A 25,475-nucleotide genomic window follows, 5' to 3' on the forward strand; every position below is an offset into this window, starting at 1 on the left:
AGATTCCACAGGACCTAATAGTACTTCTCATTAATTCTTATAAAAACCTCTTTGAAAACAGGGTTGGGGACAGCGTCGGTTCACAGGCCTCGGTCGGCGACTCGAGGACGCGACGGTTCCGCTTTCAACTTCGTCCTCGAGGGCATACGGTTATGCATCGCCGCTCTGTGAAAGACTGCAGTGCTGTGGTCACGGCCCGACCGTGGCGAACAACCGTGCCTACCGAGAGGAACAACCCGGCGATGGAGCTTGGAAGCCTGAAGTTTCGTGTCTCCCGGGAAGAATTCGCCGATTCAGTGGCATGGGTCGCTCGCAGTCTGCCGTCGCGGCCTCCTGTCCCCGTTCTCGGCGGTGTTCTCCTGGACGCGACCGAGCAAGGGTTGACGGTTTCCGGATTCGACTACGAGGTATCGGCCCAGGTCCGGGTCGCAGCCGAGGTCGGTAGCGCCGGTCAGGTCCTCGTCTCCGGCAAGCTTCTCGCCGACATCACGAAGTCGCTTCCCAACAAGCCGGTCGACGTGACTCTCGAAGGCACCCGCGTGCTGATCACGTGCGGAAGCGCCAAGTTCTCCCTGCCCACCATGCCGGTCGAGGACTATCCCCAGCTTCCGCAGTTGCCGCAGCAGACCGGCTCCATTCCCGCCGACGTCTTCTCCGAAGCGATCAGTCAGGTGGCTGTCGCAGCGGGCAAGGACGACACCCTGCCGATGCTCACCGGCATCCGTGTCGAGATCGAACGCAACGCGATCGTGCTCGCCGCCACCGACCGGTTCCGTCTCGCGGTCCGTGAACTCGAGTGGTCGCCGGCGAACCCCGACACCACCGCGGCCGTCCTCATCCCCGCGAAGACGCTCTCCGAATCGGCGAAAACGCTTGCAGGAGATGCCACTTCGCCGGTCGAGCTGGCACTCGGTTCGGGTTCGGCGGTCGGAAACGACGGCCTCCTCGGCATCGTCAACGACGGTCGCCGCACCACCACCCGACTGCTGGACGCGGAGTTCCCGAAGTTCCGGCAGCTGCTGCCGTCCGAGCACACGGCACTTGCCACCGTGGAGATCGCTCCGCTCGTCGAGGCCATCAAGCGTGTGGCCCTCGTCGCCGAGCGTGGCGCGCAGGTTCGCCTGCAGTTCTCCACCGAGGGGCTTCTCCTCTCCGCGGGCGGCGACGATGCAGGTCGCGCCGAGGAAGGGTTGAACGCGGTCTTCCAGGGTGAGCCGCTCACCATCGCCTTCAACCCCGGCTACCTGATCGACGGGCTGTCTTCGCTGCACAGCGAGCAGGTGCTGTTCGGCTTCACGACCCCCAGCCGCCCCGCGGTGCTGCGTCCGGCCACCGAGGACGAGATCGAGCCCGACGATTCGGGTAACTTCGCGGCGCCGGAGAGCGCGTATACCTACCTGCTGATGCCGGTGCGTCTCCCGGGCTGACGGTTTCGCGGAAGCGAAATCAGTACTGCCGAACGAAATCTCACGAGTGGACGGAGATCACGATGCAGATCGGGTTGGTCGGGCTCGGAAAGATGGGATTCAACATGCGCGAGCGGTTGCGCGCGCACGGGCACGAGGTGGTCGGTTACGACCCTCGCCCCGAGGTCACGGATGTGGCGTCGCTGGCGGAACTCGCTCAGCGACTCGAGTCTCCGCGAGTCGTGTGGGTGATGGTTCCGGCGGGAAGGATCACCCAGGACACGGTGACCGAGCTGTCGTCGGTGCTCGAGACCGGTGACCTGGTGATCGACGGCGGCAACTCGAGATACACCGACGACAAAATCCACGGCGAACTGCTGGGTTCCCACGGGATCGGCTACCTCGACTGCGGCGTGTCCGGCGGGGTGTGGGGACTCGAGAACGGCTACGGGCTGATGGTCGGCGGATCGGACGCGGACGTCGAGCGGGCGCTGCCGATCTTCGACGCCCTGCGCCCAGAGGGTGAGCGTGCGGACGGCTTCGTTCACGCCGGCCCGATCGGTGCCGGGCACTACGCGAAGATGATCCACAACGGCATCGAGTACGGACTGATGCAGGCGTACGCCGAGGGTTACGAACTGCTCGAGGCGGAAGACCTCGTCACGGACGTCCACGGAGTGCTGCGCGCATGGACCAAGGGCACGGTCGTCCGGTCGTGGCTGCTGGAGCTGCTCGTCAAGGCATTGGGTGAGGATCCCGATTTCGCCGAGATCTCCGGCTACACAGATGATTCGGGTGAGGGCCGCTGGACTGTGCTCGAGGCGATCGACCACGCCGTGCCCGCACCGGTGATCTCGGCCGCGTTGTTCGCGCGGTTCGCGTCCCGTCAGGACGATTCCCCCGCGATGAAGGCCGTCTCGGCGCTGCGCAACCAGTTCGGTGGTCACGCCGTGAAGAAGGCGGCAGGCGAGGCAGAAGCCGGTTCTGGAACGTAGGTGTTCGTTCGCGCACTCTCGCTCAGAGACTTCCGTTCCTGGGACGCCCTCGGCCTCACCCTGCGTCCGGGCTGCACCGTCTTCGTCGGACCCAACGGTCACGGCAAGACGAACGTTCTCGAGGCGCTCGGCTACCTGTCCACCCTGTCGTCTCATCGGGTCAGCTCGGACGCCCCGCTGATCCGGACGGGTACCGGTCAGGCATTCGCGGGGGCGACCGTCGTCAACACCGGCCGGGAACTGACCGTCGATCTCGAGTTGAACGAGGGCAAGTCCAACCGGGCGCGGATCAACCAGTCACCCACCCGGCGGCCGCGGGAGATTCTCGGAATTCTGCAGACGGTGCTGTTCGCGCCGGAGGATCTGTCTCTGGTCCGCGGGGATCCGGGGGATCGGCGGCGCTACCTCGACGAGCTCCTCACCTCCCGTATCCCGCGGATGGCGGCGGTGCGCGCCGATTACGACCGGGTGCTGCGGCAGCGGTCAGCGCTGCTCAAGACGGCAGGCGGCGCATTGCGACGGGTGTCGCGCGGCAGCGGCCAGACGAGCGAGGACGGCGCGAGTGCCCTTGCCACGCTGGAGGTCTGGGACGGACATCTCGCCGCACACGGCGCGCAGCTGCTCGCCGGGCGGCTTCACCTCGTCCACGATCTCGCTCCGCACCTGGCCGAGTCGTACCAATCGCTGGCGCCGGAGTCGAGGCCCGCGAGCATCCGCTACCGCTCGAGTCTGGGCTCCTCCCTGCCGCCGGAGTTCACCGAACCGGCTCGAGTGCCCGAGGCGGGCGATATAGCGTTTCTCGAGGAGCGGTTCCTCCAGGAGCTGTCCGTGATGCGCTCCAAGGAGATCGAGCGGGGTGTGTGTCTCGTCGGACCGCATCGTGACGATCTCGAACTGCAACTCGGCGACACCCCGGCGAAGGGATTCGCGAGTCACGGTGAGTCGTGGTCGTTCGCGCTGTCGTTGCGGCTGGCCGGATTTGCACTGCTGCGTTCGGACGGCAGCGATCCCGTCCTCATGCTCGACGACGTGTTCGCCGAACTCGACCGTCGTCGACGGCGGGCACTCGCCAAGGTCGCGTCGGACGCGGAACAGGTGCTGATCACGGCGGCGGTGCCGGAAGATGTTCCGGAGGAACTCGACGCCGTCCGATTCGGTGTGGAGGCCCGCGACACCGATCGAGGACGGATCTCGCACATCGTGGAAGAGACGGAGGACCGCCGTGACGGATGAGCCCGAACCCACCGCACCTGCTGCGGCCCCCGAACCGGAGGTGAAGGGAATCGATCTCGCCCGCCGCGCCCTCGAGGAGGCGCGTGCCGCGGCGAAGGCGAGCGGAAAATCCGTCGGGCAGGGCCGCCGATCCGGAACCGGTGTCCGGGCCCTGCGCGCCCGGCGTCGACGCGGATGGTCGGGTCCCGGGCCGGACGACCGCGACCCGCAGCCGTTCGGTGCGCTGACCAACGCGATCGCGAAACAACGCGGCTGGTCGCCCAAGGTGTCGGAGGGGACGGTCCTCGGTCGGTGGGTACAGGTGGTCGGTGAGGACATCGCCGCGCACGCCGAACCGACCGGGCTGCGGGACGGGATTCTCAGCGTCTCCGCGGAGTCGACGGCCTGGGCGACGCAGCTGCGGATGATGCAGTCGCAAATTCTCGCGAAGATCGCCGCGGCCGTCGGCGACGGTGTCGTGAAGTCGTTGCGGATCACCGGTCCGACCGCTCCGAGCTGGCGAAAAGGGGAACGGCACATCCGGGGGCGCGGCCCCCGGGACACCTACGGATAGGCCGGAGCGGACGTTCGGTTCCTGGTTTTGTCTATTACCCGGTGTTACAGTTACTCCAAGTTTTCGAGTGAACTGTGCCACAGGCCTTCGTCGTGGCGCAGCCGCCGGCACGAAGGAGTAATGAGATGTCCGCCCCGACTGCACCCCGGAACGCGATCCCCGAACCGGACCACATCCTGTTGCAGGCCAGGAACGTGGAGTTCGACTGGTCGAACCTCCCCATGCACTGGATCCCGGGCGACCCGTTCAGCACGCACGTCCTCAACGTCCTGCACCTACTCCTGCCCGCCGGCGAGGAATGGTTCGTCGAGACGTTCAAAGAGGCACTGCCGCTGATCGAGGACGAGCAGCTCCGCGACGACGTCGTCGGGTTCATCGGCCAGGAGGCGATGCACGCCAACGCCCACACCGGCGTGCTGGTGCACCTGAAGGAGAAGGGTCTCGACCCGACGCCCTTCACGGAGCAGATGGAATGGACGTTCTCCAAGATCCTCGGACCGCGACCGCTCACCGGTCTGCGCGAGAAGAACTACCTGATCGAGCGGCTGGCGGTCATCGCCGCCATCGAGCACATCACCGCGTTCCTCGGCGACTGGGTGCTCAACGCCGAGGGGCTCGACCGCGCCGGGATGCATCCGACGATGCTCGACCTGCTGCGCTGGCACGGCGCCGAGGAGGTGGAGCATCGCTCCGTGGCGTACGACGTCATGCGGTACTTCGACAAGCGTGAGTCCCGGCGGATCCGCACCCAGGTGATCGTCACCCCGGTCATCGTGTGGCTGTGGGTGCGCGGCACCCGATTCCTCATGCGGAACGATCCGGAGCTCGCCCAGTGGTCGGCGCACCGGCGTAAGCCGCACCTGACGGATTTCTTCGCGGCAGGCAAGCGCGGCACCCTCCCGACGGCCCGGGAACTCGGCAGGCGGATGTCGACGTACTTCACGCGTTCGTACCACCCGAGCAACGAGGGTTCGACGGCACAGGCCGTGAAGTACCTGGCGTCCTCGCCCGCGGCTCAGGCGGCCGAGCGATGAAGCTGTCGCAGGTGCGGGAGGTGCTCACCGGGCAGGGCCTGCCCCGCCACGACGCTCCCCCGGACATCAAGGGGCGACCGCGCCCCGACCGCGCCATGCGCATCACCGAGGCCGTTGCTGCCAAGTATCTCCGTGTTCTCACCGCGTACGAATACGACCCGGGCGTCGCCGGTCACAACCCGGACGTGGCGATGAAAATGGTTGTTTCCCAACGGGATGTCGTCGCGCTGGACGAGAACGTCGTGCAGTTGCGGTTCGAGGCCGAGGACGGTGCGGAACTCCCTGCGTGGCAGCCGGGTTCGCACCTCGACTTTCATCTGCCGTCCGGGCTGCGACGTCAGTACTCGCTGTGCGGCGACCCGTCCGATCGCACGGGCTACAGTATCGCCGTCCGCCGGATCCCCGACGGTGGTGGTGGATCCCTCGAGATGCACGCGCTCGAACCGGGTGCTCCGGTGACGGTTCGCGGCCCCCGCAACGGGTTTCCGTTCGTCGGCGAGGGGAGTGCGCTCTTCGTCGCCGGCGGCATCGGTATCACGCCGATCCTCGCGATGGTCCGGGCGGCGCGCGATCTCGGCATGGACTGGCAGTTCGTGTACTCCGGCCGCTCACGGGAATCGATGCCGTTCCTCGACGAGATCGAAACGTTCGATCGGTCACGGGTTTTCATCCGTCCCGACGACGAGTTCGGGCTGCCGACCGCCGAAGAGTTGCTGGAGCGCGCCGCACCGGGCGGTGCCGTCTACTGCTGCGGTCCGACGCCGATGCTGGAGTCGGTACGCCGTGCATTCCCCGGAAGCCCGGCCACCGCATTGCATTTCGAACGATTCGGGGCACCGCCGGTGCTCGACGGCACCGAGTTCGAAGTGCAGCTCCTCAGCACGGGTGAGGTGCTCACCGTGCCCGCCGACGAATCCGCGCTGACCGTGATCAAGAAGACGATGCCCGGAGTGGGGTATTCGTGCCAGCAGGGATTCTGCGGCACCTGCCGGGTGAAGGTGCTGTCCGGCACCCCGGATCACCGCGAGACGCGGCTCACCGACGCCGAGCAGGAGAACGAGATGCTGATCTGCGTGTCCCGCGCCGACAGCGGCCGTCTCGTCCTCGATCTGTAGTTCCCACCGTCGATCCCATACCCGATCCCGCACGACCAGAGGACCCACCATGACTCCATCCGCATCCGGTACCGCCCGGCGGATCACCAACGGTTCCGTCCAACTCGCTGTGTTCGAGGAGGGCAACCCCGACGGCGAGACGATCGTGCTGGTGCACGGCTGGCCCGACACCCACGACCTGTGGAGCCGGGTGGTGCCGTTCCTGACGGAGCGGTTCCATGTGGTCAGCTACGACAGCCGCGGCGCAGGCCGCAGCACCGTGCCCACCCGGGTCGAGGACTACCGGCTGCCCGCCCTGGCCGGCGACCTGTTCGCGGTGATCGACGCCGTGAGCCCGGGCCGGCCGGTGCACGTGCTGGCGCACGACTGGGGATCGGTGGAGGCATGGGAGGCGGTGTGCGAACCGGGAGCCCGCGCGCGGATCGCGTCGTTCACCTCGGTCTCGGGGCCCAACCTCGATCACCTCGGCAAGTGGATGCGCCGTCGCCTCTCGGACCGCAGCTTCGGGGGGCCGCTCGCGCAGGCCGTCGCGTCCGGGTACACCGTCCTGTTCCAGATTCCGGGCCTGGCGACGCTGCCGCTGCGGCTGTGGTTCTCCCGGCACTGGCCTGCGTTCCTGAAGTTCTTCGACCGCCTCGACCCCACGCTGGTGCGTCCGGCGCCGACGCTGGCGAACGACATGGTGAACGGTCTCAAGCTGTACCGCGCCAACATCCGGACGAGTCTGCTGAGACCGCGCGAGCGGTACACCGACGTCCCCGTCCAGCTGATCCTCAACAAGAACGACAAGGCGGTGCGGCCCGTCGGCTACGAGGACACCGAGAAGTGGGCGCCCGACCTGCGCCGTCGAGAGGTGGACGCCGGGCACTGGTCGCCGATCTCCCACGCCGAGGACGTCGCGCAACTCGCCGCGGAATTCGTGCTGGACGTCGAGGACCGGCAGCGGGCCGAACTCTCGGACGGCCCGTCCGAAAGCGCTTCGGCGTAGGTTTTCACTCCCGAGACGCCCTGAAAATTCGTCTACGGGGCGCTCAGGGGTGTCATAGCCCGCTCCTGGGCCAGACGTACCAGTAAGATGGCCGAGGTAACTAGCGGCAAGATTCCCGATTCTCGTCTCCCGCGTGCCCGACCAGGGCGGTGGGCGCCTGCGTCGGGCATTGGACGGAGAAGGAGAGCTACCCACCCGTGGCTGCCCAGAAGTCAGACAAAAGCACCTCCAGCAAGGACTACGGCGCTTCTTCCATCACCGTCCTCGAGGGACTCGAAGCCGTTCGTAAGCGACCGGGTATGTACATCGGTTCCACCGGTGAACGCGGTCTCCACCATTTGATCTGGGAAGTCGTCGACAACTCCGTCGACGAGGCCATGGCCGGCCACGCCAGCAAGGTCGAGATCACCCTTCTCGAAGACGGTGGCGTCAAGGTCGTCGACGACGGTCGAGGCATCCCCGTCGGGATGCACGCCTCCGGTGTCCCCACCGTCGAGGTCGTCCTCACCCAGCTCCACGCCGGTGGCAAGTTCGACTCCGACTCCTACGCCGTGTCCGGCGGTCTGCACGGTGTCGGTATCTCCGTCGTCAACGCGCTGTCCACCAGGCTCGACGTCGACATCAAGCGCGACGGCTTCCAGTGGAACCAGACGTACACCGACTCGAAGCCGGGTGAACTCGTCAAGGGTGAGGCCACCAAGGAGACGGGCACCACGGTCACGTTCTGGGCCGACCCGAACATCTTCGAGACCACGGTCTACAGCTTCGAGACGGTCGCGCGCCGCCTCCAGGAGATGGCCTTCCTCAACAAGGGCCTGACCATCACCCTCACCGACGAGCGCGTCAGCGACGCCGAGGTCACCGAAGAGGTCGTCAGCCAGGTCGCCGACGCGCCGAAGACCGCCGAGGACGAGTCGGCCGAGGCGGATGCGCCTGCCGTGCACAAGGTGAAGACCCGCGTCTACCACTACCCGGGTGGCCTCGAGGACTACGTGCGGCACATCAACCGCACGAAGCAGCCGATCCACAATTCCGTCGTCGGTTTCACCGCGAAGGGCACCGGCCACGAACTCGAGATCGCGATGCAGTGGAACTCCGGCTACTCGGAGTCGGTCCACACGTTCGCGAACACCATCAACACCCACGAGGGCGGTACCCACGAAGAGGGATTCCGGTCCGCTCTGACGGCGACGGTCAACAAGTACGCGCTCGACAAGAAGCTCCTCAAGGAGAAGGACCCGAAGCTCACCGGAGACGACATCCGAGAGGGCCTCGCGGCGATCATCTCCGTGAAGGTTGGTGAACCGCAGTTCGAGGGTCAGACGAAGACGAAGCTCGGCAACACCGAGGTCCGGTCGTTCGTCCAGAAGGCGAGCAACGAGCACCTGTCGCACTGGTTCGAAGCGAATCCGGCCGACGCGAAGACCATCGTGAACAAGGCGGTGTCGTCGGCACAGGCCCGCGTCGCCGCCCGCAAGGCCCGCGAACTGGTGCGCCGCAAGAGCGCCACCGACCTCGGCGGTCTGCCTGGCAAGCTCGCCGACTGCCGATCCAACGATCCGAGCAAGTCCGAGATCTACATCGTGGAGGGCGACTCCGCAGGCGGCTCGGCCAAGTCCGGCCGCGACTCGATGTACCAGGCGATCCTGCCGCTGCGCGGAAAGATCATCAACGTCGAGAAGGCACGCATCGACCGTGTGCTGAAGAACACGGAAGTCCAGTCGATCATCACCGCGTTCGGCACGGGCATCCACGACGAGTTCGACATCGCGAAGCTGCGGTACCACAAGATCGTGCTGATGGCCGACGCCGACGTCGACGGCCAGCACATCGCAACGCTGCTGCTCACGCTGCTGTTCCGCTTCATGCGGCCGCTCGTCGAGCACGGTCACGTCTATCTGGCGCAGCCCCCGCTGTACAAGCTGAAGTGGCAGCGCAGCGACCCGGAGTTCGCGTACTCCGACCGCGAGCGCGACGTCCTGGTCAAGGCGGGCCTCGAGTCCGGCAAGAAGATCAATAAGGACGACGGCATCCAGCGTTACAAAGGTCTCGGCGAGATGAACGCCAAGGAACTGTGGGAGACCACGATGGATCCGACGGTGCGCGTCCTGCGTCTGGTGACGCTGGACGACGCGGCCGCAGCCGACGAGCTGTTCAGCGTTCTCATGGGTGAGGACGTCGAGGCCCGGCGTAGCTTCATCACCCGCAACGCCAAGGACGTCCGCTTCCTCGACGTCTAGGTATCCGGCACAAGAGATTACGGATGTCATGCAGCCACCGGCGGTCGGAAGACCCCGGTGGCTGCACCCGTCTGGGCCGGTTGCGGGACCGGGTCACGCAGAAATCCGTCCTCGACTGTGAACCGCGATTCTGTGTAGCCTGGTCCGCTGATCCACCCCGCGACGGCAACGTCTGGGATCGGTGGTGCGCATGTTACTTAGAAGTAAGGATCGGGGAATTTCTGTGGTAAGAACGTTCCCCATGGGGATGTGATGAACTCGTTACATTCGGAAATCGGTGCGTCGGGCAGCGCTGCGCACAGCGCAACTGATCGATCACTTTCCTCTGTCGACGCGTGTCGTCCGGGCCGGTACGACTGTCCCGCCGCAGACGCGGTCACGAGCACAGAGCGACAAGCTATGAGTGGTTGGAAAGGAAGCGTGGGATGAGCGACGATTCGCCGCCCCGGGCAAAGTTCTGGGATATCGAGGGCTGGGGCCTGCGGTGGAAGGTCACCGCGGTTCTCGCAGTTCCCGTCACCGTCGCCATGGTGCTCGGCGGGCTCCGTGTGCAGGGCGAGCTGAGTAACGCCGTCCACTTCACCGAGGCGGCCGACCAGATCGTCGTCGTCCCGGACATCGTGGCCCTCGAAGCCTCGATGGGTACCGTGACCAGTGGTTACGCCTCGGGCACCCTCACCAAGCAGGACCGCGAGGACGCGGAAGCCCTGATGAACGACGTGTCCGAGCAGGCCCGGAACCCCGAACTGGATCCCGCCGTCGCGAGTTCCATCAACCAGACCGTCTCGGACGGCCGCGCCCTCCTGAATCTGATGGATTCCCCAGGTGTCGCCACCGACCTGCTCGCGGAACGCCAGCGCGCGTTCGCCGCGGACTTCATCCGCGAAGTGGACGACATCGTCCGTCCCATCGAAGACAGCGAAGTCGTCGACAAGGGTTACCAGCTGACCAACGCGTGGCAGGCGCAGCGGCGACTGTTCGAACAGGCCATGGGCCTCGTGATCGTGAAGGACGTCTACGCCGGTCCCGACGGACGGGAGAAGGCCCGCACGGGCGACATTCCCACCTCGGCCGTCGTCGCGGCCGCCGGCGCCGAATCGAGCCTCCTCGACGTCCTCGACCGGTACTACCCCAAGGGGGATGCCCGTCTCGAGACGCTGCGAAACAACATCAACGACCGCAACGCCCTCATCGACCAGGGCCTGGCGGACGCGGCGCGCGGCGGGATGCTGCCCATCCTGCAGTTGCGCTCCTCGCTCATCGCGAGCCGTGACGTCTACCAGGAGCTGACCAGCGAAGCGGCGAAGGACATCGCGTCCACCGTGCAGGTCCGCGCAGCCGAGACCCGGTCCGCCGCGCTGCGTGACACGGCGATCGTCCTCGGAACCCTGCTCGCCGCCCTCGTCCTCGCGCTCCTCGTGTCGCGGTCGCTGATCGGTCCGATCCGCCGCCTGCGGTACGGCGCGCTGAAGGCTGCTCGCCGCGACCTCCCGGAGGCGATCGAGCAGATCAAGGCCAGTGACGATCCGCGGGCACTGTCGTTCGAGCCGGTGGCCGTGCACTCCTCCGAGGAGATCGGCCAGCTCGCCCGCGCCGTGGACGACATCCACGGACAGGCACTCAAGCTCGCCGGCGAGCAGGCGCAACTGCGCCTGCAGATCAACGACATGTTCGAAACGCTCGCGCGCCGAAGCAAGTCCCTCGTCGACCAGCAGCTCGGCCTGATCGAGAATCTCGAGTTCGAGGAGAAGGACCCGAAGCGGCTCGAGAGCCTGTTCCGGCTCGACCACCTGGCCGCGCGTATGCGGCGGAACGGTGAGAACCTGCTGATTCTCGCCGGCACCCGGGTGCGTCGTTCGCAGGCAGCGCCGATCCCGCTGGGTGACGTGCTGCGTGCCGCGATCTCCGAGGTCGAGGACTACCAGCGTGTCCAGATGGGCGCGACCCCCGAAGGCGCGCTCAGCGGCACCGTCGTCACGGACGTCGTGCACCTGCTCGCCGAACTCGTCGACAACTCGCTGCGCGCTTCGCCGCCCGACACGGTGGTGACGTTCAGCTTCGCTCGCGCCGTCGACGGCGGGGTGCTCCTCGAGATCGCGGACCGCGGCATCGGTATCCCGTCCGACGACATGCGCGCCGTCAACGAACGCCTGGCGTCGGGTGGTGAGGTCGGTCCGGAGACGGCCCGCCACATGGGTCTGTTCGTCGTGAGCCGGCTCGCGAAGCGTCACGGTCTGACCGTTCGCCTGCGGTCGACGTTCGACACCGCCCGGAACCCGGGTGTGACCGTGAGCATCCACATCCCGAATGCGCTGATCGTGTCGCAGGCCGCCCGGCAGGACACGGGACCGCAGCGGAAGATCCCCGCGGCACCGGTCCGGACCGCCATCCCCGCACCCGCGGCCCCGGCACAGCGCAAGGACAACGGACAGCAGCAGCCGGCGACCCGCAACGGACTGCCGACGCGCACCCCGTCCACGCCCCCGCCCGCACCGAGCCCGGCACCTGCGGGCGCGGTGACGACGGCGTCGGGCACGAGCCTGCCCCGTCGTCAGCCCGGTGCCAGTGGCATCGCGGCCGGCGCGGGATCGCCGGCCGGTGCTCCGGCCGCGCAGTCCCAGGACACTGTCAACGTCCGGGGATCCGGGGCGATGCCGAAGCTGCCCGTGCGGCGGCCGCAGGCGGCGCCCGCGGAGACCGCACCGGCGGAATCGCAGCCGCAGCACGCACCGCACGCACCCCGCAGCGAGAACCGCAGCGAGAACCGGACCGCGGAACAGCCGGCGCCCCCGTCGTCGAACGGCGACGACCAGGCACCGGTCCGGCACCGCTACCGCACCAACTCGGCGAAGACCGCGTCGTTCTTCCAGTCGCGGATCGATCCGCCACCGGCCGAGGCCACACCCCGGCCCGGCGGCGGCACCCCGATCTTCTCCGACATGGTGTCCGACTGGCTGACCGATCCGACCGGCGCCGAAGGCGCACCCGGCGTCTGGCATTCCGCCGGCGACGCCGGATGGTCCGCCGCGGAACGGGTCAGCGAGACTCCCGTCGAGGTCGACCCGGAGATCGGACTGCCCAAGCGGCGTCCCGGCGACCGACTGGTTCCCGGCACGGTCGAAGGCGCGCACAATACGGGGACACTGCGCCGGATGCGTGACCCTGAGACAATTCGCGCCAATCTCAGTCGTCACCAGCAGGGTGTCCGAAACGGCAGGGCCACGAGGCTCGCGGAACGTAACAGCATTGAAGGAGACCGATGAACACCGCTCATGGATCCGACGTCACGCGACCGCTCGACTGGTTGGTGTCGAACTTCGCCAGTGACGTGCCCGGTGTCTCCCACGCCGTGCTCGTGTCCGCGGACGGTCTCCTGATGGCAGCCAGCGCCCATCTCCCGATCGACCGGGCCGAGCAGCTGGCCGCGGTCACGTCGGGGCTGGCCAGCCTGTCGGCCGGTGTGTCCCGGTTGTTCGAGGGCGGCGGGGTGCTGCAGTCGGTGGTCGAGATGCAGCACGGGTACCTGCTGCTCATGAGCGTCGGCGACGGCTCGCATCTGGCGACCCTCACGGACGCCGAGTGCGACATCGGACAGGTCGGCTACGAGATGGCGATCCTGGTCGACCGCGTCGGCGCATCGGTGCAGGCCACGGCCCGCACTCCGCAGGGTCTCTGACCAGCCCATGCCCATGAACGACCACCACTCGGAGCAGCCGGGCCCGAACATCGTGCGCCCGTACTCGCTGACGTCGGGCCGGACCCGGCCTGCGGTCGAGCTCGCGCTCGAAGCGTTGATTCAGGCACTGCCGCAGTCGGTGGACCGGCAGTGGGAACTCGACGACGTCAACGCGGCGATCGTCGCGTTGTGCCAGCAGTCGCCTTCGGTCGCCGAGATCGCCGCCCGGGTGGGCGTACCCCTCGGAGTGGCACGCGTCCTGGTCGCAGACCTGGTCGAGGCCGGTCATCTCCAGATCCTGGCCACCCTGAAGGAAGACTCGACCGACTCCGAACGTCGTGAACTCATCGAAAGGGTCCTCAGTGGACTTCGCGAAATCTGATCCCCGCAATCGGGTGACCTCGACCAAGATCGTGATCGCCGGCGGGTTCGGCGTCGGCAAGACCACGCTGGTGGGGGCTGTCTCCGAGATCGTCCCGCTGCGCACCGAGGCGCTCGTGACCAACGCCAGCGACGGCGTCGACAACCTGGCTGCGACACCGCAGAAGGGCACGACCACCGTCGCCATGGACTTCGGTCGCATCAGCCTGGCCGACGACCTGGTGCTGTACCTGTTCGGTACCCCCGGTCAGCACAGGTTCTGGTTCATGTGGGACGACCTGATCCGCGGTGCGATCGGCGCGATCGTCCTGATCGACACCCGCCGGTTGGACGAGAGTTTCGCGGCCGTCGACTTCTTCGAGGCCCGGCAACTGCCGTTCCTCGTCGCGATCAACGAATTCGACGACGCCCCGCGCTACCCCATCGAGGACATCCGCGCGGCCCTCGCGATCTCCGAGGACGTGCCGATCATCCCGATCGACGCGCGTGACCGGGAATCGGCGAAACGCGCCCTGGTCGCGATCACCGAATACGCACTGACCAAGCTCCACACGGCCGCGTACTGAGGATTCGAACATGTCGGACGAGTTGCAGCACTTCTCCATGGGCACGTGGATCGTCGCCCTCGCCGCGGTCACGTCGTTCATCGGCGTGTTCGTCGGTATCGCCAGCGCCCGCAAGGCGGTGACCGCGCCGAACCCGAGGCAGCGGTACCTCTGGCTGGCCTGGGGCGCGTTGTCCATCGGCGGCATCGGCGCCTGGCTGCCGCACTACATCGCGATGGTCGGGTTCGAGGTCTACGGCAGCGTGGTGCGCTACGACGTCCTGTGGATCGCAGTCTCGTTCGTGGTGCCCGTGGCGGCCGCCGCGGTGGCGTTGCTGATCATCAGCCCGCCGCCGACGAAACACCGGCTGCCGAGCGCGTCGGTGGAGATCGGCCGCCTCGCCGGCGGTGCGGTGCTCCTCGGCGTCGGCTTCACCGGAATGGACCTCGCCATCGTCTCGTCCCTCGAGATCCAGGGTTCGGTGGACACCGACATCCTGCTGACGGTGGCGTCGGCTGTGATCGGCCTGGTCGTCGGCGCCGGAATCATGTGGTCGATCTCCGCCCTCGAGTCCCGCACGCTGCGACTCGTGGCGTCGGTGGTCGTGGCGGCCGGACTGGTGGCCATGCACTACACCGGCGTGTTCGGGCTGAGCGTCACCGTCGACCCCGCCGTGGCGCGCCCGGACGGGCTCGAGGTGTTCTCGATCCTGTTCCCCGTCTTCGTGCTGGGCATGCTCGTGGTCACGATCCCGATCACCGCCCTGCTGATGGCGCCCGACCGCGTGGCCGCCGAGCTGGAACTCGAGGCCGACATGCTCGCCGCCGAATCCCTCGCCGCCGAAACCCAGGGCAGGGAGCTCGAACTCCAGTAGATCGGACGGCTCCTGCGGCAACGATTCATGAGCGCACCCGAGTCCTTCACCCTCACAGCTGACCTGCACCTATAGACTCGGGTGGTTGCGCGACGTCGTGCAGGACCGCGAGTCCGCGAGGAGACGTCAAGCCGAGTAGAAGAAGGAGCTCATGACTGACACAACGTTGCCGCCGGAGGGACCGGGGCACGACCGCATCGAGCCCGTCGACATTCAGCAGGAGATGCAGAGCAGCTACATCGATTACGCGATGAGCGTGATCGTGGGTCGCGCGCTGCCCGACGTGCGCGACGGCCTCAAGCCGGTGCACCGCCGCGTTCTGTACGCGATGTACGACAACGGTTACCGGCCCGATCGCGGTTATGTGAAGTCTGCGCGACCGGTCGCCGAGACGATGGGTAACTACCACCCCCACGGTGACGCCTCGATCTACGACACGCTCGTCCGCATGGCCCAGCCGTGGTCGCTGCGGTACCCGCTCGTCGACGGCCAGGGCAACTTCGGTTCACGCGGCAACGACGGCGCCGCCGCCATGCGATACACCGAGTGCAGGCTCACTCCGCTGGCAATGGAAATGCTGCGTGAGATCGACCACGAGACGGTCGATTTCACCCCGAACTACGACGGTCGTACACAGGAACCGTCAGTTCTCCCCAGCCGTATCCCCAACCTGTTGATCAATGGTTCCGGCGGCATCGCCGTCGGTATGGCCACCAACATCCCGCCGCACAACCTGCGCGAGGTCGCCGAGGCCATCTACTGGGCGCTGGAGAACTGGGAAGCCGACGAGGAGTCCACCCTCACCGCGGTCATGGAACGTGTGAAGGGACCCGACTTTCCGACGCACGGCCTGATCGTCGGAGGCCAGGGCATCCACGACGCCTACACCACCGGACGCGGTTCGGTCCGCATGCGCGGTGTGGTGGAGATCGAGGAGGACGCCAAGGGGCGCACCACGATCGTCATCACCGAACTGCCGTACCAGGTGAACCCGGACAACCTGATCACGTCGATCGCCGAGCAGGTGCGCGACGCGAAGATCGCCGGCATCTCCGACATCCACGACGAGTCCTCGGACCGGGCGGGTATGCGCATCGTCGTCACCGTCAAGCGTGACGCGGTCGCGAAGGTCGTGCTCAACAACCTGTACAAGCACACCCAGCTGCAGACCAGTTTCGGCTGCAACATGCTGTCCATCGTCGACGGCGTGCCGCGCACCCTGCGTCTCGACCAGATGATCCGGCTCTACGTCGCCCACCAGGTCGAGGTCATCCGCAGGCGCACCGAGTACCTGCTCCGCAAGGCCGAGGAACGCGCTCACATCCTGCGCGGACTGGTCAAGGCCCTCGACGCCCTCGACGAGGTCATCGCGCTGATCCGGGCGTCGCAGACCGTCGACATCGCGCGGGCCGGCCTGATCGAGCTCCTCACTGTCGACGAGATCCAGGCCGACGCGATCCTCGCGATGCAGCTGCGCCGCCTCGCCGCCCTCGAGCGTCAGAAGATCATCGACGAACTCGCCGAGATCGAGCGGGAGATCGCCGACCTCAAGGACATCCTCGAGAAGCCCGAGCGTCAGCGCCGGATCGTCCGCGACGAGCTCAAGGAGATCGTCGACAAGCACGGCGACGACCGCCGCACCCGCATCATCGCGGCCGACGGCGACGTGGCCGACGAGGATCTGATCGCCCGCGAGGACGTCGTCGTCACGATCACCGAGACCGGCTACGCCAAGCGCACCAAGACCGACCTGTACCGCTCGCAGAAGCGCGGCGGCAAGGGCGTGCAGGGCGCCGGGCTGAAGCAGGACGACATCGTCTCCCACTTCTTCGTCAGCTCCACTCACGACTGGCTGCTGTTCTTCACCACGAAGGGCCGCGTGTACCGGGCCAAGGCGTACGAGCTGCCGGAGGCGAGCCGCACGGCCCGCGGACAGCACGTGGCGAACCTGCTCGCGTTCCAGCCCGACGAGCGCATCCAGAGCGTCATCCAGATCAAGACGTACGAGGACGCGCCCTACCTGGTTCTCGCCACCCGCAACGGTCTGGTGAAGAAGTCCAAGCTCACCGACTTCGACTCGAACCGCAGCGGCGGCATCGTCGCCATCAACCTGCGCGGCGAGGACGAACTGGTCGGGGCGGTGCTCTGCTCCTCCGACGATGACCTGCTGCTCGTCTCCGCGCAGGGACAGTCGATCCGCTTCTCCGCCACCGACGAGGCGCTGCGTCCGATGGGCCGAGCCACGTCCGGTGTCCAGGGCATGCGGTTCAACGGCGACGACGAACTGCTGTCGCTGAACGTCGTGCGCGAAGGCACCTATCTGCTGGTGGCGACGTCGGGTGGCTACTCGAAGCGCACCGGCATGGAGGACTACCCGGTCCAGGGTCGCGGCGGAAAGGGTGTACTCACGATTCAATACGACAGGAAACGTGGCACCCTGGTCGGAGCGCTCATCGTGAACGACGACGACGAGCTCTACGCGATCACGTCGGGCGGTGGCGTCATCCGCACCGCCGCCAAGCAGGTCCGCAAGGCCGGTCGGCAGACCAAGGGCGTTCGTTTGATGAACCTCGGGGAAGGCGACACCCTGCTCGCGATCGCGCGCAATGCCGACGAACCCGATGAACCCGACGACAACGCCGAGAGCAGCGGCAAAGGAGCTAAGGAGTCCTAGTGAGCACTCCCAACCAGCCAGGCAGTGACCGGCAGAACCCGGGTTCCGCCAATCAGGCGAAATCCGAGCAGCAGGCCTCCCGCACTCCCGAGAACGGGTCGGCGCGACCGAACCCGCAGCCGGGTTCCGCGCCGCAGGGGCCGCAGGCGTCCGCCGGTCGTGGTCCCGCTCAGGCGGGGCCGGCTGCCCGGCCGGGCGGTGCTCCCGACGCGAGACCGGATCGGCAGGCTCCGGCCGATCCGGCCCGGTCGCCGTCGACGCCCCAGCATCAGGGTCCGCGCACGCAGACCCCGCAGGGGCGGTCCGTGCCGCCGCAGCAGGGTCACGCTCCGAATCAGCAGGCTCCCGGGCATCAGGGCCCGCCTCAGCAGGCGCCCGGCAACCGGGCTCCCGCGGGCGGTGCTCCCACCGAGTCCATCCGGGGAAATCAGGCTCCGCCGTGGCAGCGGGGAATGCAGCGTGAGCCGCAGACCAACCTGAAGCGTCCCGTGCAGGGCGGGGCCGGTGCCAAGCAGGCTCCGCGCCCGGAGGGCCAGCCGAGCGCGGCCAACGGCTCGGGTGCCGCGGCAGCGAAGGCTCCTGGAAGCCAGGACGTCCAGAAGCCGCAGACCGCTCCGACGCAGAAGACGCAGGCGCCGGGTCAGCGACCCCAGGGCGCGCAGAACTCGGGTGCTCCCACCCAGGCGGTGCCCACACAGAAGGCGCCCGCGCAGAACCCGTCGTCGCCGGCGAAGGGTCAGCCCGCACCCAAGCAGGGGTCCGATCGCACACCGTCCTCGACTGCGGCCACGGCAGCGGTCGGCGCGGTGTCCGGTGCAGCCGCGGCCGGTGCCGTGGGTCAGCGGGAGGCCGCGAAGGCGAAGGCGTCCGCGATCGACGGACCCACCCGGCACATCAACCGGGACGTGCTCCCCAAGGACATGCCGGACCTGTCCGAGGCCAAGCACCCCTTGCCCGGGGCGGCAACGGCCACGGGCCAGCAGCCGAAGATCGCCGTGGCTCCGCAGCGGGTCGAGGAGGGTGAGGCTCTCCGGGCGACGGTGCAGGTCCGCAAGATCGATCCGTGGTCGACGCTGAAGATCTCGTCCGTCATCTCGGTGTCGCTGTTCTTCGTGTGGATGGTGGCCGTCGGTCTGCTGTACGTCGTCCTGGACGGGATGGGCGTGTGGGACCGGCTGAACAACGCATTCACCGATATCGTCGCCGAGTCGAGCTCTGACGGGCTCGTGACGGCCGGGCAGGTCTTCGGATACGCCGCCGTCATCGGTCTCGCGAACATGGTGTTGTTCACCGCACTGGCGACGATCGGCGCGTTCATCTACAACCTGTGTTCCGACCTCGTCGGGGGCGTCGAAGTGACGCTCGCCGACCGGGACTGAACGTGGAAAACGACGGGGGCTGAGCTGGGAAAAGAGCGTCTCGCCGGACCGGTTTTGGTAGTTGCCGGTCCGGTGGGGTAATCTTCCGACTCGGTTCAGGGAACTGCGCGAGATGAGTTTCCAGACTTCAGGGGCCTATAGCTCAGGCGGTTAGAGCGCTTCGCTGATAACGAAGAGGTCGGAGGTTCAAGTCCTCCTAGGCCCACTCCTGGTGCCGGTGAAAGGTCATTCGCATGAAGGTCCTCCTGTTCGTGGGAGCCGGAGTGCTGGTGGCAATCGGACTGACCAAGTTGCTTCGCGGCAACGAGGTGTGGCACGAGGTAACGGGGCCTTAGCTCAGTTGGTAGAGCGCTGCCTTTGCAAGGCAGATGTCAGGAGTTCGAATCTCCTAGGCTCCACAAGTACGAATACAGAACAGTGTGCCCCGGATTCGGAAGAGTCCGGGGCACACTGCTGTGCGAGGCTGGAACGGGTGAGGTTACCCTTACTTCATGACCGCACTCGATCCCGGAGCCCGTGAACGCCTCGACCCGCGCAGCCGCGTCGCATCCCACCACCGGACCGGCGAGGGAACCGCACGAATCGGCTACCCGATCGGAGTCCGCACGGTCACGGTCCGTGCACGCGAGTACGTCACACCCCGCATGCTGCGTCTGACGATCGGGGGCCCCGGCCTCGACGGGTTCCACACCTATCAGGCCGACGATCACGTCAAGATCGTGTTCCCCGATCCGGACGGGACCCGCCGCGTTCCGGTGGTGAACGACGCGATGATGCTCGACTGGCCGCGACCGCTCCCGACCACGCGGAAATACACCGTCCGCCGCTACGACGCCGACACCCGCGAACTCGACCTGGACTTCGTGCTGCACGACGGCGGTCTCGCATCGTCCTGGGCGACGACGGTCGCGATCGGCGACGACGTGACCATCGCCGGACCGCCCGGTGCGAAGGCATTCGCCCACAATTTCGACCACTACGTCTTCGCGGTCGATTCCACTGCGCTTCCGGCGGTCGCGCGGTGGCTCGACGAGTCCCCCGCGGACGTCTCGGCGCACGTCGTCATCGAGACCGACGACGACGTCGGGCACGGCTACCCGCTGGCCGTGCGCGAGAACCTGGACGTCACGTGGCTCGTCCGCGACGGCAGCGAGTCCGCCCTGGCGTCGACGGTGCAGTCGCTCGCGCTGCCCGAAGGCCGCTCGTTCCTGTTCGCGGCAGGAGAGGCGAATGACATCAAGCCTCTGCGCGCGTGGAGCCGGGACCGGATGGATTCGCTGTTCACCGGATACTGGAAACGCGGAGTCGCGGGGCTGGACGACTGACCGGCCCTACACTCGCACCATGACCACGGTCCGGCCCGCACTCGCCCGCCGCGTGGCCGCCGCCGCGGTGATGCTCGGAATGCTGATCGCCGGCGGTGCCGCGCCCGCGAGTGCGCAGACCCGTCCACTCCAACCGATCGCCCTGGCGGTCTCCCTGCGCCTCGCGACGGCGGACGCGGTGGCGGCGGCCAAGTGGGGCACGCCGTCACCGATCGACGATCCCGCGCGCGAGGCGCAGGTTCTGGGTGCGGTCGCGGCGCAGGCGGCCGACGAGGGCCTGAGCGCGGTGCGGGTGCAGCAGATCTTCCGGGATCAGATCGAGGCCAACAAAGAGGTGCAGCGCGCCCTCTTCGGCTGGTGGAGTGTCGCACCCGGCTCCGCGCCGACCGTCCGGCCGGACCTGACGCAGGTCCGTCCGGTGATCGACCGCCAGAACACGGACATCCTGCTGCAGCTGCGCGAGCAGGAGGCCGTGCTCGCCGGCCCGGATTGCGTGCCCGCACTCGTCGACGCCGCGGTCGCGGTGGCGGCCGAACAGCGTCTCGACCCACTGCATCAGGCCACGCTGGCGCGTGCGCTCGTGTCGATCTGCGGGCCGGTCCGCGACTGACTGGCCGTTTCGACATGGTCCGACAAGATGTCGCCAACTAGACTGGGGGCATGATCTCCAAGGTCGCGACGCTCCTCCTCGATCGTGTCTCGATGTTCGAGTTCGGGGTGGTCTGTGAAGTGTTCGGAATCGACCGCACCGAACACGGGGTTCCGCCGTTCGACTTCCGCATCTGCGGGATCCGTCCCGACGAACCGCTCGCGTCGATCACGCCGGGGCTGACGCTGTCTGCCGACTATGGGCTGGATTCCCTGCGCGACGCCGATCTCGTCGTGGTCCCGCCGCCGGGGGCGCAGTCCGACTTCCCGGTGGAGGCGCTCGACGCGGTGCGCGCCGCGGCGGGTGCCGGCGCCATCGTCCTCAGCCTGTGCTCGGGTGTCTTCCTGCTCGGCGAGGCCGGACTGCTGGACGGGCGCAAATGCACCACCCACTGGGAGTACGTCGACGAACTGGCCACCCGGTTCCCGACGGCGACCGTCGACCCCGACGTCCTGTTCGTCGACGAGGGCAACCTCGTCACCAGTGCGGGTACCGCGGCAGGCATCGACGCGTGCCTGCACGTGGTCCGCCGCGAGCTCGGTTCCACCGTCGCCAACACGATCGCCCGCAGGATGGTCGTTCCGCCGCAACGCGACGGGGGACAGCGCCAGTTCATCGAGCAGCCGGTGGTCGCGTGCACGTCGGACAGCCTCAGCGAGACGATGGCGTGGATGAGCGAAAATCTCGAGTTGCCACACACGGTCGACGAGCTCGCGACCCGCTCGTCCATGTCGACGCGCACGTTCGCCCGCAAATTCGCGGCCGAGACGGGCACCACCCCCGTCAAGTGGCTGACGACACAGCGGGTCCTCTACGCGCAGCAGCTACTCGAGGGCACCGACCTCGGTCTCGAGGCGATCTCGAGACGCAGCGGTTTCGGGTCCGGTGCCCTGCTGCGGCACCACTTCAACCGGGTGGTCGGCGTCGCGCCCGCCGACTATCGACGCCGGTTCGGCTGCAACACGGCCGAACTCACGCAATGAACGTGCCGATGGCCGGGTTCGCCTGGCAGATCGGGCTGCTTCCGAAGTTGATCGATCCGAACGCCGTCGCCACCACGTTCCCGACGCCGGTGTTCACCGTCGCGGACAGGAAGGGGTAGACGCCGCCGAGGTTCACGATCCCCGAACGTCCGCTGTCGGTGTTGACCCAGGCCACGGTGACCTGCGCGGCTGCCGGGATCGGTGGCGCGGCGGGGCGTGACTCGAAGCGGATGTCGCCGTCGGCGATGGGCGGTGACGCCTCCGGCCCGGACTGTCCGGTGAGCGCCGTCAACGACATCAGGCTGCCCTGGTTCGGACAGCCGATGGTCAGGGCCGGCCCGCCGAACGGGTGGGGTGGGTCGGCGCCGGCGGGGCCGGCCGTCAGCACAGCCGCGGCGGCGGCGATCGGAAAGGTGACGGCGGCGATGCGATGGACGATACGTCTGGCGGTCATGTCTGCTCCTCGGAACGGATCCTCGCGCTGGTGCGCATCTGCCTGCGGGATACCCCTGGTACAAGCCGTGAAACGAAGACAGGACACCAGGACGGTTGTCCACCTAGGATTCGCAGATGCCGGAGACAGCGCCTTCCGTTCCCTCCCGACTGCGGGACGGGTCCGTGCGCTACGCACGGTCGCTCCACCCCGTCGGCCTCGCGTTCGCGTTGCTGTTCTTCGTGTGGTCGATGACGCCGTCGCTGCTGCCCCGGCCGTGGTATCTGCAGGCGGTGGCGACGGGCATCAGCCTGGCCACCGGTTACGCCGTCGGCTGCTTCGTCGCCTGGGTGGTGCGTAAGTGCGGGGTCGAACCGCACTACTCACCGAAGGCCCGTCGGATCGGGTGGTGGGTTCTGCTGGGGGCCGCCGTGATCCTCGTTCCCACCTTCCTGGTGCTGGGGTCGTGGTGGCAGCAGATCGTCCGCGATCTGGTCGGCACCGATCGCGCGAACCGCACCTACTACCTGCTGATCCTTATGATCTCGTTCGCCGTCGCGGCACTGCTGCTGGCCGCCGGGAGGGGACTCCGCAATGCCGCACGGCGATTGACCGCCGTCGGATTGCGCTACGTACCCGCGCCGGTCGCGAAGATCGCGAGCGTCGTCGTACTGGTCGCCGTCCTCTTCTTCGTCGTCAACGGCGCCCTCTACGCGGGCCTGCTCGCCCTCGCCAACGGCAGCCTCGCCGCCGCCGACCACGACACGGCCGCCGGCGTCACCCAGCCCACCGCGCCGGAACGGTCGGGCTCACCGGACTCGGCGGAACCCTGGGATTCACTGGGCAAGGAGGGGCGCACCTTCGTCGCCGGTGGTCCGTCGGCGGAAGACATCACCGCCCTCACCGGGCGCCCGGCGCTCACACCGATCCGCGCGTACGCGGGTCGCGACTCCGCGGACACCGTCGAGGAGGTCGCGCACCACGTGGTGGCCGAACTGAAACGCACCGGCGCCTACGACCGCGCGGTCCTGGCCGTCGCCACGACGACCGGTCGCGGCTGGGTCAACCAGGACGTCGCGTCCTCGCTCGAGTACCTGAACGACGGCGACACCGCGATCGCGTCGATGCAGTACTCGTTCCTCCCCAGCCCACTCGCGTTCATCGCCGACCGGGAGACACCGATGGTGGCAGGCAGGGCGCTGTTCGAGGCCGTCTACGCCGAATGGGCTGCGTTGCCGCAGGAGTCGCGGCCGAAGCTGGTGGTGTTCGGCGAGAGCCTCGGCTCGTACGGGGGACAGGCCGCGTTCGTCGCGGGCCAGGACATGCTGGCCCGCGTCGACGGCGCACTGTGGGTGGGAACGCCCAACTTCACCGAACAGTGGACCCGGATAACCGAGAACCGCGACCCCGGGTCGTTCCAGCGGGTCCCGGTGATCGAGGACGGCGCCGGAATACGCTTCGCCGGAAATCCCGCCGACCTCGAACTCGACGGTCCGTGGGGCGACAGTCGGGTGGTCTACTGGCAGCACGCCGGCGACCCCATCACCTGGTGGTCGCTCGACCTCCTGCTGAACCGCCCCGACTGGCTACGCGAGCCCCACGGTCCGGACGTGGATCCCGGAATGCGGTGGATCCCGTTCGTGACGTTCTGGCAGGTCACCCTCGACATGGTGTTCTCGGCGGACGTTCCCCCCGGGCACGGGCACAACTACGGGGAGGACGCCGTCGACATGTGGGCCGCGATCCTGCAGCCGCCCGGCTGGACGCCGGGCGACACCGAGCGAGCGCGCGCCCTACTGGCCGGGGAGTGACGGGTCAGTAGGGGTGAGGGGCTTCGTCGCCGTGGGCGGCGTGGGCTCCTGCGTGTCCGCGCTGTCGAGGTCGCGCAGGTTCGGGGGAGCGGACGCGACGCGCGGCTGCTCGCGGCGGCGGCTCTTGACGAACACCGCGCCACCGGCGACGGCGGCACCCACGAGGACGACGATCGCGATGCGACGGCCCTTCCGCGACTTCTTCTCCTCGACCGGTGCTACGGCCGAGGTCAGGGGGCGAACGACATCCTGGGCGACCTTCTTCACCGGTACGGTCCGGGCGCGTTCGTAGCCCTTCTTGGCCAGCGAGGCCCCTTGACGGCCGAGGAACAGACTGAGCTGGCCGGCACCGCGGGCCGTCGCGAGTGCCGCCGCGCGTGCGTAGCGCCGCGCCTGATCGACAGCCTCGGATTCCTTGACGCGGGAAGCCGAATCCTCGACGTGGGCCAGAGCGGTCTCGACTCGTTCGGAGACCTGCTCCTGCAGGGTCTCGGCGCGTTCGGTCGGAAGCAGATTCGTGAGGGACTCCGTCGCTCGTGTCATGTCCCCACTTTGTCACAAGAACCGCGAGCACGAACCGATCCGAAGTACTCGAGTCACCGCGGCGGAACCACACGGAACCCCACAATGGCAACATGGTGGTGTGACTTCACCTCATCAGACCGCAACCGCAACGCTGCACACCAACCGCGGCGACATCAAGATCGCGCTGTTCGGCAACCACGCGCCCAAGACCGTCGAGAACTTCGTCGGCCTGGCCGACGGTTCGAAGGACTACAGCACCGCCAACGCCGGTGGCACCGACTCCGGACCGTTCTACGACGGCGCCGTCTTCCACCGCGTCATCGACGGATTCATGATCCAGGGCGGCGACCCCACGGGCACCGGCGCCGGTGGCCCGGGCTACAAGTTCGGCGACGAGTTCCACCCGGAACTGCAGTTCGACCGCGCATACATCCTGGCCATGGCGAACGCAGGCCCGGGAACCAACGGTTCGCAGTTCTTCATCACCACCGGCCCGACGCCGCACCTCAACCGTCGCCACACCATCTTCGGTGAGGTCGTCGACGAGGAGTCGAAGAAGGTCGTCGACGCCATCTCCACCACCGCCACCGATCGCGCGGACCGTCCGCTCGAGCCGGTCGTGATCAACAGCGTCACCATCGCGTAGGGAACCGCAG

Annotated in this window: 22 protein-coding genes and 2 tRNA genes; 22 read left to right on the forward strand and 2 right to left on the reverse strand. The window is 67.6% G+C overall.

Annotated elements, in window-relative coordinates; translation table 11 throughout:
* The first annotated feature begins 242 nt into the window (after positions 1-242).
* The 20 genes from dnaN (at position 243) to DTA22_RS17995 (ending at position 22,050) form a co-directional block, all read left to right on the forward strand.
* Entirely contained in the window at positions 243-1,427 is a 1,185-nt protein-coding gene (gene dnaN, locus DTA22_RS17900; RefSeq protein WP_005249107.1) for a DNA polymerase III subunit beta, read from the forward strand.
* A gap of 62 nt (positions 1,428-1,489) precedes the next feature.
* Positions 1,490-2,401 carry a phosphogluconate dehydrogenase (NAD(+)-dependent, decarboxylating) gene (gnd, locus tag DTA22_RS17905; RefSeq protein WP_037234936.1) on the forward strand — a complete coding sequence of 304 codons (912 nt, stop codon included), beginning with the start codon at positions 1,490-1,492 and terminating at the stop codon, positions 2,399-2,401.
* Positions 2,402-3,634: a DNA replication/repair protein RecF gene (gene recF, locus DTA22_RS17910; RefSeq protein ID WP_112300300.1), complete on the forward strand. Its 1,233-nt coding sequence runs from the start codon at positions 2,402-2,404 to the stop codon at positions 3,632-3,634.
* Positions 3,624-4,187, forward strand: a complete 564-nt coding sequence (locus DTA22_RS17915; protein ID WP_037234944.1) for a DUF721 family protein — start codon at positions 3,624-3,626, stop codon at positions 4,185-4,187. The genes recF and DTA22_RS17915 overlap by 11 nt, the downstream gene beginning before the upstream one ends.
* Positions 4,188-4,312: 125 nt before the next feature.
* Positions 4,313-5,221 (forward strand): metal-dependent hydrolase, encoded by a 909-nt coding sequence (locus DTA22_RS17920; protein WP_112300301.1) that lies wholly within the window; start codon positions 4,313-4,315, stop codon positions 5,219-5,221.
* Positions 5,218-6,336 carry a PDR/VanB family oxidoreductase gene (locus DTA22_RS17925; RefSeq protein ID WP_112300302.1) on the forward strand — a complete coding sequence of 373 codons (1,119 nt, stop codon included), beginning with the start codon at positions 5,218-5,220 and terminating at the stop codon, positions 6,334-6,336. Before DTA22_RS17920 ends, DTA22_RS17925 begins: the two co-directional genes overlap by 4 nt.
* A 49-nt stretch (positions 6,337-6,385) precedes the next feature.
* Positions 6,386-7,324 carry an alpha/beta fold hydrolase gene (locus tag DTA22_RS17930; RefSeq protein ID WP_112300303.1) on the forward strand — a complete coding sequence of 313 codons (939 nt, stop codon included), beginning with the start codon at positions 6,386-6,388 and terminating at the stop codon, positions 7,322-7,324.
* 197 nt (positions 7,325-7,521) lie between these two features.
* Positions 7,522-9,564 carry a DNA topoisomerase (ATP-hydrolyzing) subunit B gene (gene gyrB, locus DTA22_RS17935; protein ID WP_037234957.1) on the forward strand — a complete coding sequence of 681 codons (2,043 nt, stop codon included), beginning with the start codon at positions 7,522-7,524 and terminating at the stop codon, positions 9,562-9,564.
* 425 nt (positions 9,565-9,989) lie between these two features.
* A complete protein-coding gene (locus tag DTA22_RS17940; protein WP_112300304.1) occupies positions 9,990-12,827 on the forward strand; it encodes a sensor histidine kinase in 2,838 nt (945 codons plus the stop codon).
* The gene (locus DTA22_RS17945; protein WP_005249096.1) at positions 12,824-13,240 is read left to right on the forward strand and encodes a roadblock/LC7 domain-containing protein; all 417 of its coding nucleotides are present in this window, start codon (positions 12,824-12,826) and stop codon (positions 13,238-13,240) included. The genes DTA22_RS17940 and DTA22_RS17945 overlap by 4 nt, the downstream gene beginning before the upstream one ends.
* A gap of 7 nt (positions 13,241-13,247) precedes the next feature.
* A complete protein-coding gene (locus tag DTA22_RS17950) occupies positions 13,248-13,622 on the forward strand; it encodes a DUF742 domain-containing protein (RefSeq protein ID WP_005249095.1) in 375 nt (124 codons plus the stop codon).
* 13 nt (positions 13,623-13,635) lie between these two features.
* Positions 13,636-14,187, forward strand: coding sequence for a GTP-binding protein (locus DTA22_RS17955; protein WP_005249094.1), 552 nt, complete (start codon positions 13,636-13,638; stop codon positions 14,185-14,187).
* Positions 14,188-14,197: 10 nt separating this feature from the next.
* Complete coding sequence (locus tag DTA22_RS17960; protein WP_112300305.1) at positions 14,198-15,040, forward strand: MHYT domain-containing protein; 843 nt, start codon at positions 14,198-14,200, stop codon at positions 15,038-15,040.
* A gap of 151 nt (positions 15,041-15,191) precedes the next feature.
* Positions 15,192-17,714 (forward strand): DNA gyrase subunit A, encoded by a 2,523-nt coding sequence (gene gyrA, locus DTA22_RS17965; protein ID WP_005249092.1) that lies wholly within the window; start codon positions 15,192-15,194, stop codon positions 17,712-17,714.
* Entirely contained in the window at positions 17,714-19,093 is a 1,380-nt protein-coding gene (locus tag DTA22_RS17970; RefSeq protein WP_037234964.1) for a DUF3566 domain-containing protein, read from the forward strand. Before gyrA ends, DTA22_RS17970 begins: the two co-directional genes overlap by 1 nt.
* Before the next feature lie 131 nt (positions 19,094-19,224).
* Positions 19,225-19,298 (forward strand) — tRNA-Ile (locus DTA22_RS17975).
* Positions 19,299-19,418: 120 nt separating this feature from the next.
* Positions 19,419-19,491: transfer RNA gene (locus DTA22_RS17980), tRNA-Ala, on the forward strand.
* Between the two features lie 93 nt (positions 19,492-19,584).
* Positions 19,585-20,418, forward strand: coding sequence for a siderophore-interacting protein (locus tag DTA22_RS17985; RefSeq protein WP_112300306.1), 834 nt, complete (start codon positions 19,585-19,587; stop codon positions 20,416-20,418).
* Positions 20,419-20,437: 19 nt separating this feature from the next.
* Positions 20,438-21,028 (forward strand): chorismate mutase, encoded by a 591-nt coding sequence (locus DTA22_RS17990; protein ID WP_112300307.1) that lies wholly within the window; start codon positions 20,438-20,440, stop codon positions 21,026-21,028.
* 50 nt (positions 21,029-21,078) lie between these two features.
* Entirely contained in the window at positions 21,079-22,050 is a 972-nt protein-coding gene (locus tag DTA22_RS17995) for a helix-turn-helix domain-containing protein (protein ID WP_112300309.1), read from the forward strand.
* Here DTA22_RS17995 and DTA22_RS18000 read toward each other — a convergent pair.
* The gene (locus tag DTA22_RS18000) at positions 22,040-22,504 is read right to left on the reverse strand and encodes a hypothetical protein (protein ID WP_037234975.1); all 465 of its coding nucleotides are present in this window, start codon (positions 22,502-22,504) and stop codon (positions 22,040-22,042) included. The genes DTA22_RS17995 and DTA22_RS18000 overlap by 11 nt on opposite strands.
* A gap of 116 nt (positions 22,505-22,620) precedes the next feature.
* Between DTA22_RS18000 and DTA22_RS18005 the strand changes: the two genes are divergently transcribed.
* Positions 22,621-24,294, forward strand: coding sequence for an alpha/beta hydrolase (locus DTA22_RS18005; RefSeq protein WP_174233817.1), 1,674 nt, complete (start codon positions 22,621-22,623; stop codon positions 24,292-24,294).
* Here DTA22_RS18005 and DTA22_RS18010 read toward each other — a convergent pair.
* Positions 24,277-24,837: a hypothetical protein gene (locus DTA22_RS18010; protein WP_112300311.1), complete on the reverse strand. Its 561-nt coding sequence runs from the start codon at positions 24,835-24,837 to the stop codon at positions 24,277-24,279. The genes DTA22_RS18005 and DTA22_RS18010 overlap by 18 nt on opposite strands.
* A gap of 100 nt (positions 24,838-24,937) precedes the next feature.
* Here DTA22_RS18010 and DTA22_RS18015 point away from each other — a divergent pair, with 100 nt between their 5' ends.
* Positions 24,938-25,465 carry a peptidylprolyl isomerase gene (locus DTA22_RS18015; RefSeq protein WP_025431550.1) on the forward strand — a complete coding sequence of 176 codons (528 nt, stop codon included), beginning with the start codon at positions 24,938-24,940 and terminating at the stop codon, positions 25,463-25,465.
* Positions 25,466-25,475 lie beyond the last annotated feature (10 nt).

Origin of the sequence: Rhodococcus wratislaviensis, from assembly GCF_900455735.1 — a bacterium.
Lineage (GTDB): Bacteria > Actinomycetota > Actinomycetes > Mycobacteriales > Mycobacteriaceae > Rhodococcus_F > Rhodococcus_F wratislaviensis.

Coding starts and splice junctions, on each gene's coding strand:
- dnaN (WP_005249107.1), top strand. CDS start 243: ATGGAGCTTGGAAGCCTGAAGTTTCGTGTCTCCCGGGAAGAATTCGCC.
- gnd (WP_037234936.1), top strand. CDS start 1,490: ATGCAGATCGGGTTGGTCGGGCTCGGAAAGATGGGATTCAACATGCGC.
- DTA22_RS17920 (WP_112300301.1), top strand. CDS start 4,313: ATGTCCGCCCCGACTGCACCCCGGAACGCGATCCCCGAACCGGACCAC.
- DTA22_RS17925 (WP_112300302.1), top strand. CDS start 5,218: ATGAAGCTGTCGCAGGTGCGGGAGGTGCTCACCGGGCAGGGCCTGCCC.
- DTA22_RS17930 (WP_112300303.1), top strand. CDS start 6,386: ATGACTCCATCCGCATCCGGTACCGCCCGGCGGATCACCAACGGTTCC.
- DTA22_RS17940 (WP_112300304.1), top strand. CDS start 9,990: ATGAGCGACGATTCGCCGCCCCGGGCAAAGTTCTGGGATATCGAGGGC.
- DTA22_RS17945 (WP_005249096.1), top strand. CDS start 12,824: ATGAACACCGCTCATGGATCCGACGTCACGCGACCGCTCGACTGGTTG.
- DTA22_RS17950 (WP_005249095.1), top strand. CDS start 13,248: ATGCCCATGAACGACCACCACTCGGAGCAGCCGGGCCCGAACATCGTG.
- DTA22_RS17960 (WP_112300305.1), top strand. CDS start 14,198: ATGTCGGACGAGTTGCAGCACTTCTCCATGGGCACGTGGATCGTCGCC.
- gyrA (WP_005249092.1), top strand. CDS start 15,192: ATGACTGACACAACGTTGCCGCCGGAGGGACCGGGGCACGACCGCATC.
- DTA22_RS17985 (WP_112300306.1), top strand. CDS start 19,585: ATGACCGCACTCGATCCCGGAGCCCGTGAACGCCTCGACCCGCGCAGC.
- DTA22_RS17990 (WP_112300307.1), top strand. CDS start 20,438: ATGACCACGGTCCGGCCCGCACTCGCCCGCCGCGTGGCCGCCGCCGCG.
- DTA22_RS17995 (WP_112300309.1), top strand. CDS start 21,079: ATGATCTCCAAGGTCGCGACGCTCCTCCTCGATCGTGTCTCGATGTTC.
- DTA22_RS18000 (WP_037234975.1), bottom strand. CDS start 22,504: ATGACCGCCAGACGTATCGTCCATCGCATCGCCGCCGTCACCTTTCCG.
- DTA22_RS18005 (WP_174233817.1), top strand. CDS start 22,621: ATGCCGGAGACAGCGCCTTCCGTTCCCTCCCGACTGCGGGACGGGTCC.
- DTA22_RS18010 (WP_112300311.1), bottom strand. CDS start 24,837: ATGACACGAGCGACGGAGTCCCTCACGAATCTGCTTCCGACCGAACGC.